The organism is Aporhodopirellula sallentina SM41 (assembly GCF_000346505.1).
Classification (GTDB): Bacteria; Planctomycetota; Planctomycetia; order Pirellulales; family Pirellulaceae; genus Rhodopirellula; species Rhodopirellula sallentina.
Map to the genome: position 1 here is coordinate 1 of NZ_ANOH01000074.1, position 13,337 is coordinate 13,337.

At 57.3% G+C, this 13,337-nt stretch carries 9 protein-coding genes; 4 read left to right on the forward strand and 5 right to left on the reverse strand.

The annotated features are described in order from the left end of the window. Positions 1-1,243: 1,243 nt before the first annotated feature. From RSSM_RS03900 to RSSM_RS03920, 5 genes are all read right to left on the reverse strand, one after another. The gene (locus RSSM_RS03900; RefSeq protein ID WP_008674770.1) at positions 1,244-2,914 is read right to left on the reverse strand and encodes a Kelch repeat-containing protein; all 1,671 of its coding nucleotides are present in this window, start codon (positions 2,912-2,914) and stop codon (positions 1,244-1,246) included. A 113-nt stretch (positions 2,915-3,027) separates the two neighbouring features. After that, positions 3,028-3,462 carry a hypothetical protein gene (locus RSSM_RS03905; protein WP_008674772.1) on the reverse strand — a complete coding sequence of 145 codons (435 nt, stop codon included), beginning with the start codon at positions 3,460-3,462 and terminating at the stop codon, positions 3,028-3,030. After that, positions 3,459-4,379, reverse strand: a complete 921-nt coding sequence (locus tag RSSM_RS03910) for a DUF1559 domain-containing protein (RefSeq protein WP_008674774.1) — start codon at positions 4,377-4,379, stop codon at positions 3,459-3,461. Before RSSM_RS03910 ends, RSSM_RS03905 begins: the two co-directional genes overlap by 4 nt. 388 nt (positions 4,380-4,767) lie before the next feature. Continuing rightward, positions 4,768-5,544 carry a hypothetical protein gene (locus RSSM_RS03915; RefSeq protein WP_044300989.1) on the reverse strand — a complete coding sequence of 259 codons (777 nt, stop codon included), beginning with the start codon at positions 5,542-5,544 and terminating at the stop codon, positions 4,768-4,770. Between the two features lie 62 nt (positions 5,545-5,606). Continuing rightward, positions 5,607-6,830: a prenyltransferase/squalene oxidase repeat-containing protein gene (locus tag RSSM_RS03920; RefSeq protein WP_236620918.1), complete on the reverse strand. Its 1,224-nt coding sequence runs from the start codon at positions 6,828-6,830 to the stop codon at positions 5,607-5,609. 616 nt (positions 6,831-7,446) lie between these two features. On the opposite strand from RSSM_RS03920, the gene RSSM_RS03930 reads away from it, so the two are divergent. The 4 genes from RSSM_RS03930 (at position 7,447) to RSSM_RS03945 (ending at position 13,244) form a co-directional block, all read left to right on the forward strand. Beyond that, the gene (locus RSSM_RS03930; RefSeq protein ID WP_044300993.1) at positions 7,447-8,082 is read left to right on the forward strand and encodes an EF-hand domain-containing protein; all 636 of its coding nucleotides are present in this window, start codon (positions 7,447-7,449) and stop codon (positions 8,080-8,082) included. A 406-nt stretch (positions 8,083-8,488) separates the two neighbouring features. Further along, positions 8,489-10,708 carry a peroxidase family protein gene (locus tag RSSM_RS03935; RefSeq protein ID WP_008674785.1) on the forward strand — a complete coding sequence of 740 codons (2,220 nt, stop codon included), beginning with the start codon at positions 8,489-8,491 and terminating at the stop codon, positions 10,706-10,708. 166 nt (positions 10,709-10,874) lie between these two features. Beyond that, positions 10,875-11,342 (forward strand): hypothetical protein, encoded by a 468-nt coding sequence (locus RSSM_RS34490; RefSeq protein ID WP_236620919.1) that lies wholly within the window; start codon positions 10,875-10,877, stop codon positions 11,340-11,342. A gap of 174 nt (positions 11,343-11,516) precedes the next feature. Then, the gene (locus tag RSSM_RS03945; RefSeq protein WP_008674790.1) at positions 11,517-13,244 is read left to right on the forward strand and encodes a prenyltransferase/squalene oxidase repeat-containing protein; all 1,728 of its coding nucleotides are present in this window, start codon (positions 11,517-11,519) and stop codon (positions 13,242-13,244) included. Positions 13,245-13,337 lie beyond the last annotated feature (93 nt).

Sequence of the window (13,337 nt, forward strand, 5' to 3'; positions counted from 1 at the left end):
AGCAATCGCAACCTTCTTTGCAGTTGCCGCATGCACAATAGTCGGCCTTCGCAACCGGGCAGTTGGCTTCGACGCAGCATGCTGTTTTGGCTGCTTCTTCACCACCTTCGTGGTGGTCTGCCGAAACGATGAGGGCCGGGAACACCAACAGGATCGTCATCAAAATACGCATTTATTCATCTCACTATTAAACGGTTTGGTCGCGGGAATCTCCCGCATGGGAATTAGGAAAGGTCAGGAGCGCAGCGGGCGCTCAACCGATGTACTTCCTAAATCAACCAGCGTTGCAGCGTGATGCAGAAGCCTCGACCGGGCGACTGTACGCGTATCAGAGAAGAAGTTTTAGTGAGTGATCGCGATCGCAAAATTGCGGACGAATCGAATCTCCCGTCGGTATCGATATACCAACAGAAGTTATCGTGAGAGTCACTGCGTACTTCCACGTTGCCGATGATCGCATGGCTGTCCGCCTGGACTTCGCACGTGCAAGAAGGTTTGCCTCCCGCGGTGGTCGGCCGGCAATGATTGCGACAACATCGGTGCGGTGTGCTGGGGTGAACGTTTTCGAACACCACTGCTGAAGACTGTGCCTCGGCTTGGTTTCGATCGGCGCTGGCACCATGGTCATGACAGCAGGACGAAGTACACGTTGCCGCTGAGTTGGCGTGTGCGGATTCCGGGCCTGCAGAATCACTCCGAACCGCTGCACTCGCGGTGTGTCCAGTGTTCTCGTGACAGCAACACCGCATCGTCGCCCCGAGAGGCTGCGCAGCGACTGCCCACATAATCACGAACGCAACCAGAGGTCGCAGTCGATCCGAGTGGGGCAGAATTTGCATGCGAAACAGGGCGAATGGTTTGCTGGTGGGAAAACGGGTCAGCGAAAACGATCGCATCACCGGCAGATCCGATGTACCAGGCACCGGCGATGAGCGTCAACGTTGTTCCGTACCATACCCCATCTTACCGAGGTGTACGGGCGACACGCAGCGTATTTTCTTGCAAATTTCGCCACGCCGGACACAACTTTGCGAACGATGCGGTAAAGAATGAAACTTCAGAAAAATCGGACGCCGGTCCGCGATTCCTCGACACTTGTGTCTCCACCGCCCGATCGCCAAGGCATCCTTCCCGCAGCAACCCTTCCGAGACCCCCGTTTAGGAGCCCCGTTTTAGGAATCCGACGGTGGAACTGCGATTCCGATCGCCGCGATATCCGGCAACCTCAGTTGGACACCCTCGTTCAATCATCGCCGCCGAGTTTCACCACATCGATGTCGGTGAATTTGCCGATCTGCATGTTGGCACCGCCAACGAGCAGCAATTCTTGGTCCCCACGCGGGAGCATCCGGTGGAAGAACCGTGCCGGGTCGCATTGGGCGATCGTCTCCCAACCTTCTCCGTCTTTGCTCAGACGGTGGATGTATCCGTCCATGGTGTTGACGTACAGTCGACCGCCGGTCACATAGGAGGCGGTACCGAACCCGGCCATGCCTTTGCCGGGAAGTGCGGGGGCATCCGTCCACGAATCCGCCGCAGGGTCGTACACGTCGACTCGCGTAGTTGGTCCGTTCTCAGGGTGCATTCCGCCGAGCACATAAAGTTTGCCCTCGAAAGCCGCGGCACTGATCGCACGTCTGCGAAACGGAGGTGTCGCGAGTGGTTGCCAGGTCGCGTTTGCGTCGCTGAGGTCGAGCGACCAGGCGGTTTGATGCCACGTGCTCCCGTCACTCTCGCCTTGCAGGCTCCATCCGCCAAACACGTAAACCGTGTCACCCAAGACGGCCGCATCGAGAGACGACCGTGGTTCGGGAAGATCCGCGAGAGGTGTCCATGTCTTCGATGCCGAATCGAATCGGGCGACCGACGTTTGCGACTGCAGATCGTGCTCCTCGCCTTCTTCGTTCAACGCTGTGAAACCACCGATCCGGATGACGTCGCTGCCGTGTGGCACGAGTGCGAGACCTTGCAGCGAAGGACCGGTCGCCAACTCTTGCCACTGTCCCTTTTCCGAGTCGCCAGCAGCGGAAAGGTCCAACGCCCAAAGCCGGTTCGACTGTTCGGCGGTGGAGTAGGAGTGTGCACTGCCGGTGTGTCCGCCGTAGACATACAAGGTCTCGCCCGCGATCGCTGCACCGAAGCTAGTCAATTCCTCCGGCAGTTCCGGAAGGTTCGACGAAGTGATCGTTGCGGTGCTGTCTTCGCTGACCTCCGGTGCAGGTTTTGGTGAAACACGAAAAGTCGCCGTCAGGTAGTCCGTCGTGCTGTGGTAAACGTCGCCGTCGTGCGTTCCCGATGCTTCTTTATTGGTGAATCCGACCACAATCGCATTGAGCCCCTCTTCCACCTCATCGTTGGCGAACCGAACGACGCCCTCATCGTTGGTTTCCCGCGATGCTTCTTCGTGGCCCTCTTCGCAGTACAGAGCGACTTTGGTGTTGGCCAGCGGTTTGCCTTCGTGCAGCACGGTGACTTCGACTGTCCCGTCGTCCTCTGCATGAATGAGGGTTTGCAGGCTCGCGTCTTCGCGAGGTTTTGACGGCCAATCTTTCGAGTTTGGCTCGGCGATATGTTCGACGTGGTAGGTCAATTTCGTTCCATGGTAGAGTCCGTAGGTGACCGATCCTGAGATCTCCGATCCGAGATCAACGGTCTGGTCGGATCGAATTCCAACAAAGTCGTCAGAGTCGATCGTTGTTGTCGGAATCGCCTTTTCCGACGCTCCCGAAGTCAGCGTGATCGATTGGATCGACGCGGGCATCGGATAAGTGCGGTCATCGGGCGATTCGCCGAACCACATCATGACTTTGCCGTCGTCATCGGTCGATAGCCATGGGAAATGTGCATACACCGGGCCGGACGCGATCATTAAGAACGCCGCGGCCATCGGAAACGACTTGGATAGGTATTTCATGATTGTTGTGTAGGTATTGATTATTGAACAGGTATGCAGGTGGAGCGCGACGCGTGCCGGATGTTTCTATTGTTTCCCAGCGGGAAGCGACGCGGGGGTTCTATTTCAGAAATTTAACGAGTGGTTAATTCAAAACGGCATTGGTTGTCCGCGCCCGCGACGACGGTGGCGTGCAGCGATCCAGCACGTTGATACTTTGCAGGAATGGTACGTGCGTTGAGCGGATCTCGTTCCCCCGCTTCGATCGCCGCCATCGCCTCGGTCAACTCGGGGTTGTTGGGCGTCACAATCACGTCGTAATCCCCGGAGGCGAGGCCGTTGTCTCGCTGGATTTGGAACATTCCGTTTTCGACGATCGTGACCGCGTCCCTGTTCCGTTGGTTGGAAATGAAGCGGATGGTGGCCGAGGAAACCGGACGCTTGTCGAGCGTGACTTCACCCGAAACCGGATACCGCTCGACCGTGGGTTCGGAATCGCATCCGAGCAGCATGATCGACACAATCGCGAGCGTGATCAGGCAGCATACGTTGTCGAACCGTACACTCATTGCGCCACCTCGATGACTTCGTGGCCGTTACGAGTCGCCAGCGAATCGAGTAGCTCGCGATCGAGAAACTCGGTCGCAAACCGGACGCTGCCGTCACCGTAGAGCATGTGAACGCCACCAGGATGCATGCTTTGAAAGCCGCCGTTGTTCGCCGCGGTATGAACATTCAGCTCTTTCTGCGACGTCCCCAGAGAAACGGCAGGGTAGCCAACGACCCAACGTGCCGTTCCCCATTTGATCTGCCCGGCCGATGGCGCCGGTGCCGTCCAAAGGTAGTCACGCATGTCATAGGTGGTTTCGCTGAAAGCCAATGTGTTGCTCGTTCCATCGGTGATGTCGCGAAACGCGGTGGCCGGGTTGTTGAATCCGTGCGGTACCCAGTTCAAACCAAACATTCCATCATTCTTTGGCATGTACGATCCCGTGCCCTCGCATGCAAGGTAACTCGATGGGCCACCGGTTTCCCCGTTGCTCGTATCGGGAACCAATCGCGGCAGCGGCATCGAGGGACACAAGTAGGTAGCGATTTCTTGCGCGGCGACTTCTTGGTTGTACGGATCCGAATACGATTTGCTGAAGTCGAACTGCGAGTAAGTGTTGCCCTCTTCGAGGTAGGGCAGGATGGCGGCGAGCGGGCCCATGAAGTTGCTCAATCGCGAACCTTCGGGGAACTTGTTGAAGCTGCCGTGATAGTTGTGCAGAGCGAGTCCGATCTGTTTCAAGTTGTTGCCGCACGACATGCGACGAGCCGCTTCACGGGCTGCTTGGACGGCCGGCAACAACAGCCCAACGAGCACGCCGATGATCGCGATCACCACCAACAACTCGACCAGAGTGAACGCGGTACGTGAACGACGAGTGGACCGCGAAACCGCGTTTGCGGATACGGATGATTGAGAAACATTGCATGCGGGCATGCATACATACAAGCACTTCATAGAGAGCTCCAGCGAGAGGGCACACGAAAGATAGATCAATCTCGAAAACCAATTTCGAGATGGGATCGAGCGTGGCTGGCTGGAGGGCGGAAGACGGCCTCTTGCTTGCTGCGTCGTCGAACGAACTGTCGCTTATTGCGAATCAGTCGCGATAAGTTTGCCTGTTGGTCAGAATCTTTGCAAGTGTTGGCGAGAAAAAAATTGGGAAGATACTGGAATGCTTCACGGCGAGTCTCTCACCAGGGTTTGAGGTGATCAATGACATTGAGCGTTCTTAAATATGACGTATCCGATGTCGTCATACTTCGGAGGTCTGAATTCAGGCGGATCCAGCGACGGGCCGCGAGCCCGTTCGTTTCAGATTGCTCTAGATAGATGCGATCTCGGCACGACGTTCGGTCGACCGTCGCTGCTCGGGCGCCGCGTAACGGACCAAGTACCATTGGCGTCCGACTTTGGTTGCCGTGACGATCTGGTGCGAATCGCCGAGCCCTCCAACGAACGATTCGGGTCGGCTCGCATCGGGATGCCACTCGGCCCAGTCATCATGTGATGATCCGCTGAGTTGAAACCGAATCGGTCCGTGTTCGTCCCCTTCGACGGCGGCGATGCACAGTTCATCGCCAGCCAGCAGTGGCGACTGCAACAGGATCAGCGTCGTCGGACGTCCGAACGGATACGCCATGAATGGACCGACGCCGGGCAATTCACCATCGCGCAACGGCCATCGCTGGCGGAGCGGTTCGGCGAGTGTTTCGAGTCGATCCACTTGAATCGCCATCCGCGCACGTTTGCCTTGCCACGCGAGCGACGATCGATTGATGAACACTCCGCACCAAACCGCAACGATGGTTGTGATTGCGAGCAGCGAAATGATCGAACGGGCTCGAGAGAAGTGTGCCGAGTGAAAGAGTCTGACAAACAGAGCAACCAACGATGACGCGGCTAGCAGAAGCGTCAACAGCAACAAGACGACTCGAACCGTACCGCTATCGTCCAACGTGCTCTGAAACGTCACCTGCGGATCCGACACGAAACGCGAAAGCGAACGCAGCAGCGGCTCGAACCGCAGGTCCAATGCTGCCCATAGGGTGACACCCATGAGTGTCAGGGCATGAACGATCCAGAGCCACTTTGTTCGCATCGACTGTTTGTTTTCCTCGGTAGGTTGATCCGCCGTGGGCGTATGATTTTTCGGATTGGTTGTTAGTCGCAGTACGCGAGTGCCATCAAGGCGAATGAGGTTGCAAGGTTTTTGTCGTTTTCAAACCATCGCTGATTCTCATTGCTCCACGATCCGTCTTCGTTCTGCCGCTCGGCCAACTCGGCGATCAAATCGGCACGCCAATCATGTTCTTTACCGTCTGAATCGGTCAGCGACTGAACGCCGGCGGCGTCGAGTGCAGCGGCGAAGGTGTGGTAGTAGTAATACAAACCCGCCGAACCCATGCCTGGATTTTTCTCGACGGTGTAGTGATCCCCGATCCACTTCACGGCGGCTTTCACACGTTTGTCTTCCGCGGTCAGGCCGGCAAAGATCATGCTCTTCAGACCTGTGTAGGTCATCGAACCGTAACTGCGCAAACCGCCGTTGTCGGTGTAACGTTCGTCCGACGTGCTCGGGTCGATTTTGGTCGTGGGTATTTCATAGTAGAAACCTCCATCGTCGACTTTGGCAGCGAACGCGGTATCGTTGTGTTCGGAATCCAGGTTTTGGCAACGCGACACGAACGCCAACGCACGTTGGATCGCCGGATCGGATGCTTCCGTCTCCGCGGCCCGCAAGGCTTCGATCATGTACGCCGTGTTCGACAAGTCGGGTCGCCCGGCACCACCGTAGCCAACGCCACCGTACCACGGATCCGAGGGGTCACGTTCGCCTCCGCCGTATTGCATTTCGGTGACAAATGCCTTGGCTCGCTGGAGCAGATTGTTGTACTTGCCGGTTTTGTTCGCTTCGGCAAAGCAGACCATCGCGACGCAGGTTTCGTAATTCTTGATGCGGCCGTTGCCATAAATCCCGCCGTCCGGTTTGACGTATCCTTCGAGCGCCTTCAGTCCCGCAGCGACCATCGGTTCATCGAGGGAGTGACCGTTGCGGAGGGCAGACGTGATCGCCAGAGCGGTGACTCCCGGTCCGGCCCGATCGGAGAACGTGCCCGCGTCAGACTGCCCTTGCTGGGCAAGAAAGCGGAGTCCCTTCTCGACGATTTTTCGTCGTTGTTTTTCACTCTCACTGACCTGCGCGTTTTCGCTCGACGCGTCCGCCACAGTTGTACCACTCGAGCGCGCTTTCGCCGTAGATACGTCCTGAGCGGCGAGTTGCCCGACAAGTTGCCCCGGCAAAAGTACGCCCATACCGAGAGCGGCCAATGCGGTGGCGCGGACAAAATTGCGGCGAGTGCGGTGGAAATTCCGTCGAAGGGGCATCGGTTGTCTTTCCGTTTGTTAAGAGACGATTGAGACTGGCTCTTGTGGCCACGTAGCGAAACGAGTTGAGAGCTTATCCGAAAACCACAGGAAATGATCGAGACAGTCAAAACGAGATCGACTGGTATGCACAACCTGTGCCGATCGGCGAAGAGCCGCGGCGGAGGAGTGCTTGCCTGTCCGCGTACCGGCGAGCAGATTTGGATTCGAAGGGCTCGACCGATTCGCGTTTCGGCTTGTTGCTTTCGCCGCCCCCCCGCCAAAAGGTCGTGCAGTTTTACTTCACCGTCCCTTTGAGAGGCTGATGACAAACGTCTGGCAATACAAAACTGAACAACCGCACGACCTCCCAACGAAAGGGTATTGGCTCGATGCAAAAGCAAGTGGTTGTGTGATGCCTCGATAGCGCGGCGGGCTAGCAAAACCACAGGCCGTTTTATGCATTCGCGAAAGACCGAGAAAATGGGAATGTCATAATTTTCAAAAACGCGCGGCGGGTTTTGGTTAGCGACGCAACTGGTCCTACGGCACGACGTCGAAAGGCGTCGTCCTCACGTTGTTGGAACAGCGTTGGTGGCAGGTCCAGACTTCTCTATCTCTTCCCAAAAAAAGCACCATGAGAACTTTCGCAAAACTCCTATTCGGTTTATCCGTCTTCGCAACGACCGGCTACGCATTCGCTCAACCGCCTGGCGGACGAGGTCGTGGTGGCGGTGGCGGCTCACCGGTTGATCGGATGATGATGATGGACGCCAACGGCGACGATCAGTTGACGCCAGATGAGGTAACCGACGATCGCGTGAAAAACATGCTCTATCGTGCCGACTCCAACCAAGACGGCGTGGTCACTCGAGCCGAATTGACCGTGATGGCGGAACAGTTCGCCGGCGGCGGGAATGCCCGTGGTCGCGGTGGTGCGATGCGTGGCGGAATGATGCAAGAAGGCGGACCTGGTGGAGGCGGCGGACCTGGAGGTGGACCGGGCGGAGCGGGCCCGGGCGGCCCTCCTCCGATCGGACAAATTATGCCTCCGTTTGCAGCCGAAGAGTTGCAACTAACCTCGGCTCAACAAGCCGCGATTGCGGAACTGCAAGCCTACGTCGACTCCAAATTGGCTGACATTTTAACCGATGAGCAAGAGCAGCAGATTGCCGACGGCGAATCGAACTTGCAGCGTGGTGGCCCGCCCGGTGGCGGCAACCAACGCGGTGCGAACCAGCGTAGCCAAGGCCGACAACGGATCGGTCGCTAGAGCGTTTTGAACAATGACGTTTCCGATGTGATCTCCAGTGCCGCCAGACGTCAGTGGGTTGAATCAAGCAGTTTGAATTCGGCCGACAGAATACGGTGAACAGAATTCGGTGAACAGAATTCAAAGAGCCTGAATTCGGGCGAATCCAGCTAACAGGATCGGACACGTTCCATTTCGAAATTCTCTCACATGCCTGCGACTTGAGTCACGCGAGAGATTCTCTTACGGCAACACACCCGTCCTCAAGGATGGGTGCGAGGAATTTTTCTGCGCCGGCGCGTGACATATTTTATCGCAAACCTCCCTGTTGAATGAGTGGCACTGCCTACGGCAGTGTTCCGGTTGTGGTGTTTCGCCCCACGGCCCCTTTTCTTCCCCACTCTTCGACAGCACGAGGACGCTAGCGATGCGACCCTACTCCACCTCGATTCAAAATTTCGTGGACGGTTTGACTCAACGGAACAAACCGCCACGAAAGCGTCCTGGCAAACCGAATCGGAAACACCGACGTCGCTTGCGAGGCGAACCGTTGGAAGCCCGTCGCCTGTTTGCGGCTGACTTCGAAGGGTTCCGGCATAACGCCTTCGACGCCGAGGACGTCAATGACGACGGCGAGGTATCAGCCGTCGATGCGTTGATGATCATCAACGCGATCAACCGCCACGATGCCGGCGATGGTGACATGTTCACCGACGTGAACAACGACGGCAAACGAAGCGCACTCGATGCACTCCGTGTCATCAATCGTCTTAATCGGGGACACACACCATCGGATCCCGACGACTCTCGCGGTGACCGAAACGATTCCGGCGAAACGCTGCCTGATTTGCCCGATGAAGTTCGCTCGATCGACGGAACCGGTAACAACCTAGACGATCCAGATCTCGGTTCGGCCGGACAACCGCTTTTGCGAATCGCCGACGCGGACTACGCCGATGGAATTTCATCTCCCGCAGGAGAAGACCGTCCGAGTACTCGCGAAATCAGCAACGCGTTGTCGGATGTTGTCGGGGAAGAGGTCATGAATGAGCGTGGGCTGACCGCGTTTCTCTATGTGTGGGGCCAATTCATTGACCACGACCTCAGTTTGAACGAGCAGGCCGAGGGGAACGATTCGTTCAACATCGAGGTCCCCGCGGGTGATCCGTTGTTTGATCCGGCGGGAACCGGCGAAGTCGAGATCGGGCTAACCCGGTCAACGACAGCAGAAGGAACCGGCACATCGGAAGACAACCCGGCCGAGCAAATCACGTTGATCACTTCCTACATCGACGGGTCGCAGGTTTACGGGAGCGATCAAGCAACCGCCGACGAACTACGCACGTTTGAAGGCGGCAAACTGGCGATAACCGACGACGGTTTGTTACCGCTCGACGAATTCGGAATGGTGATCGCGGGAGATATCCGTGCGAGTGAAAACATCGCCCTGGCGGCAATCCAAACACTGTTTGTTCGCGAACATAACCGGCTCGCCGATCAGATTGCCGCGGAGAATCCGGATGCGACCGATGAGGAAATCTACCAACAAGCTCGCGCGATCGTGATCGCGGAAATTCAAGCGATCACGTACAACGAGTTTTTGCCCGCGCTGTTGGGCGAGCGTGCGATCGACCGGTATGACGGATACGATTCGTCGGTCGATCCGGGCATCGCGAATGAGTTCTCTACCGCGGCGTTTCGGTTCGGACACAGCACGCTGAACGATGACATTGAGTTCTTCGATAACGAAGGACGACCGGTGCGGGATGAAATCGAACTCAAAGATGCCTTCTTCAATGCGTCGTTGTTGGAAGAAACCGGCATCGATTCGATCTTGAAATACGATGCGTCTTCGTTGTCGCAGGAGATCGATCTCGAAGTCGTCGACAGCCTGCGCAACTTCCTGTTCGGGGCTCCCGGTGCGGGCGGGTTTGATTTGGTCGCACTGAATATTCAGCGAGGCCGAGATCATGGCTTGAGCGACTACAACTCGACCCGCGTTGCCTATGGACTCGATGCGGTCGAATCGTTTGACGAAATTACCAGCGACGTTGAACTGCAAGAGAAACTCGCGGAGCTCTACGGCGACGTGAACAACATCGACCTGTGGGTTGGTTTGATGGCCGAGGATCATTTGCGTGGTGCCTCAGTCGGCGAGTTGACCAGCACGATCATCGCGGACCAGTTCGAGCGGACCCGGGACGGCGATCGTTTCTACTACGAAAACGTGTTCTCCGGTTCCGAATTGGCGATGTTGAATCGAACATCACTCGCCGATGTGATCGAGCGCAATACCGATGTCGAAGGTCTGCAGGAGAACGTTTTCTTCCTGCAGGCTCAGGTCAGCGGAAAAGTGACCGCGGTCGTGGCCAGCCAAGCGTCCCAGTCGCGGCATGGCGGCGATCGAAACGATTCGAGAAGGACGCAGCGAACCGGGGTGGAGGACGTCACGGTGGAACTGCTTAACGACGAAGGCGAGGTCGTCGAGGTCACCACCACCGATTCCCGAGGCTACTACCGATTCCGGTCGTTCTCCGAGACCGGCGACTACCAGATTCGCGTGCCATTCACAGGCGAAACACTGGACGTTTTGGTTTCCAACGGCGAGGCCCGGATCAGCGGGATCGATTTCGAGCTGGAACTCTAACGCACGAATTCGCAACGGAGTGTGACATTCGGTGGAAGGAACCTTCCTTCTAAATTGGACGACGAATCGGCGACAACACATGCGGGCCGGCATCTTCAGGCCTGGCCAGGGTTTCCGATTCGCCTCTCTTCGGCGACTCTTTTCTTGACCCAGTACGGAGGTGGACATGTTCCACACACGCAGTTTCCTCGGCAATGTTCGGATCTTCTCGGTTGCGTTGGGGATCGCAACGGTGTTTGTTTTGACCGGTAGCGAAACCATGGCACAGTGCAGCGGAGGCGGGGGCGGTGGTGGCCGCATGCCGACGGGCAGTCCCACAACCTTCAATCCGAATGCCGCCTACGCATCCAGTCCGTTGATTCAATCGACATCCAACCCGTTGGCGATGCAATATCAGCAATCGGTGCTGGCACAGCGGCAAGCCTACGCGATGGCTTATCAGAATTCGCAGCAGCAACGGTTGGCGCTGAGGCAGCGCAACGCGGAGCTATACGAAACCCGTTTGGCGAACGCGGAAGCAAAGCGGGCGGCGAAGGCGGAACGAATCGCGGCACGTTTGCGGGCTCGAAATCAATCAGCGAGTTCGTACATGTTGACGTCGGCCGAGATCGACACGGAAGACGAATCGTTGTAGCGAACGGACGTTCCACAAACCACGTGGACAATGTGAACGCGGTTCCAACGGAGTCGCGAGAGAGGGCGTTTCCTGGCGAAACATCTTCTCGCGCGGGTTCTTTTCGGAGCCGCTCAATCTCGCTCACTCATCATTCGGCACGCATGGATGCAACGCCCGTACCGGCCTCCATCGATGCAAGCGCCACCTCCACCACCGAAGACGATTCCGCCGCCCCAAAGCGTTGTGGCGACGGGGCGACGTGTCGTGCCGGCACCGCCGAAACCACCGCAACCGGCTTCGCTCGATCGCCGCGTTCGCTCACGAGCGTCGAGTGGCGAGGTACCAAATACTGCGCCGAAACGCAACGCGATTCAGCCACCTGTCGTATCAACAACACCTCCGCAACAAAACGATCATGAACAACCGCTCGCAAAAGAATCCCCGGTTGCGGTTCTGCTGCGTGTCGTTCAAGGGGTGCAGGCAAGCATCTTCGACGCGCCCGAGTGGATGATCAGCTTGGTGTTTCATGTTGTCGTGTTGTTGGTGTTGGCTTTGCTGACGACATCGACTGAGACTGTTGGGCGGATCGTGATCACGATGCAACAAGGCGAGGTCGACGGTGACCTTGACGCTGACCTTTCTGAGTTCGATCTCGATCCGGTCGAGATGCCTGACGCGGAAATCGAAGATGACTTCGAGGACACGCAACTGAACGACCAAGTATTCGATCTCGACACGACGATCGACTTGGCATCGCTATCGCCGTCGATGAACGTGATGGCGATGGACGTTGCCAAGGTTTTGGATGCATCCGGAGCGTCCGGATTGATCGACGAACCACGCAATATGTTTGCCGGGCGAAGCGGTCCGATGAAGCAACGGTTGCTCCGGGCGGCAGGAGGGACCAAGGAAACCGAGGAAGCGGTCAAGTTAGGACTCGAGTGGCTCCGGCGGAATCAGTTGAAAAACGGGAGTTGGAGCTTGTCCGGCCCGTACGCTCACGGGGCGCGAGCGGAAAACCAAGTCTCGGCAACCGCGATGGCGATGTTGGCGTTCATGGGCGCCGGCAGCACACACCGCGGCGGGAAATACAAGACCGTGCTGTGGAAGGCGGTTCGTTGGCTGGTCAAGCAACAGGACCGGCAAGGGTTCATGGCGGCACGTTCGGGCGAGCACGAGAAGATGTACTCGCAGGCTCAAGCGATGATCGCTCTCTGCGAACTCTACGCAATGAACGGAGATTCGTGGATTCGGCCGTACGCGCAGTCCGCATGCGACTTTGCCTGCGAGGCTCAATCTCGCGAAGGCGGTTGGAGGTATCGTCCGCGATTCGATTCGGACACCTCAGTGACAGGCTGGTTTTTGGTGGGACTCAAGAGCGGTGAAGCGGCCGGGCTCGACGTGGATCGCTACGTCTTTCCAAGAGTCGACGGCTATCTCGACACTGTCCAGGAAAAAGGTGCCACAGATTATTACCCGGGAGGGTATGCCTATCGCATCGGCGAAGCGGCGTCTCCTTCCATGACCGCCGAAGGCATCTTGTGCCGGCAGTATCTTGGGTGGCGTCGCAACACACCGGGAATGCGTTCCGGCTTGACTGCGCTGCAACAGAACCACCCGATCAATCCGCGAGAACGCGACGTTTACTACTGGTACTACGCGACCCAGGCACTGCATCACTTTGGTGGTCCGGTGTGGAAGAAATGGAACGACACACTCAAAGTCGAATTGCCCGCGTCCCAGGAACGAAAGGGCGCTGAACGCGGCAGTTGGTCACCGGCGCGGGATGCGTGGGGCATCTACGCGGGACGACTTTACACGACATGCTTTTCGCTGTACTGCCTCGAGGTGTACTACCGGCACATGCCGATCTACACGCCGGAGGAAATCATGGCCGAGGACGAACTCGATGATGTGTAGCGAGTCAGCGATCACTATCACAAACGATGCGTCTCGGTCGTAAACCGAATGGCCTAACCCGCGTCACCTCCCCCCGCTACCTACACCCTTTTC

Excerpts from the sequence above, each read along its gene's own strand:
- RSSM_RS03900 (WP_008674770.1), bottom strand. The coding sequence starts at position 2,914 with ATGAAATACCTATCCAAGTCGTTTCCGATGGCCGCGGCGTTCTTAATG.
- RSSM_RS03905 (WP_008674772.1), bottom strand. The coding sequence starts at position 3,462 with ATGAGTGTACGGTTCGACAACGTATGCTGCCTGATCACGCTCGCGATT.
- RSSM_RS03910 (WP_008674774.1), bottom strand. The coding sequence starts at position 4,379 with ATGCCCGCATGCAATGTTTCTCAATCATCCGTATCCGCAAACGCGGTT.
- RSSM_RS03915 (WP_044300989.1), bottom strand. The coding sequence starts at position 5,544 with ATGCGAACAAAGTGGCTCTGGATCGTTCATGCCCTGACACTCATGGGT.
- RSSM_RS03920 (WP_236620918.1), bottom strand. The coding sequence starts at position 6,830 with ATGCCCCTTCGACGGAATTTCCACCGCACTCGCCGCAATTTTGTCCGC.
- RSSM_RS03930 (WP_044300993.1), top strand. The coding sequence starts at position 7,447 with ATGAGAACTTTCGCAAAACTCCTATTCGGTTTATCCGTCTTCGCAACG.
- RSSM_RS03935 (WP_008674785.1), top strand. The coding sequence starts at position 8,489 with ATGCGACCCTACTCCACCTCGATTCAAAATTTCGTGGACGGTTTGACT.
- RSSM_RS34490 (WP_236620919.1), top strand. The coding sequence starts at position 10,875 with ATGTTCCACACACGCAGTTTCCTCGGCAATGTTCGGATCTTCTCGGTT.
- RSSM_RS03945 (WP_008674790.1), top strand. The coding sequence starts at position 11,517 with ATGCAAGCGCCACCTCCACCACCGAAGACGATTCCGCCGCCCCAAAGC.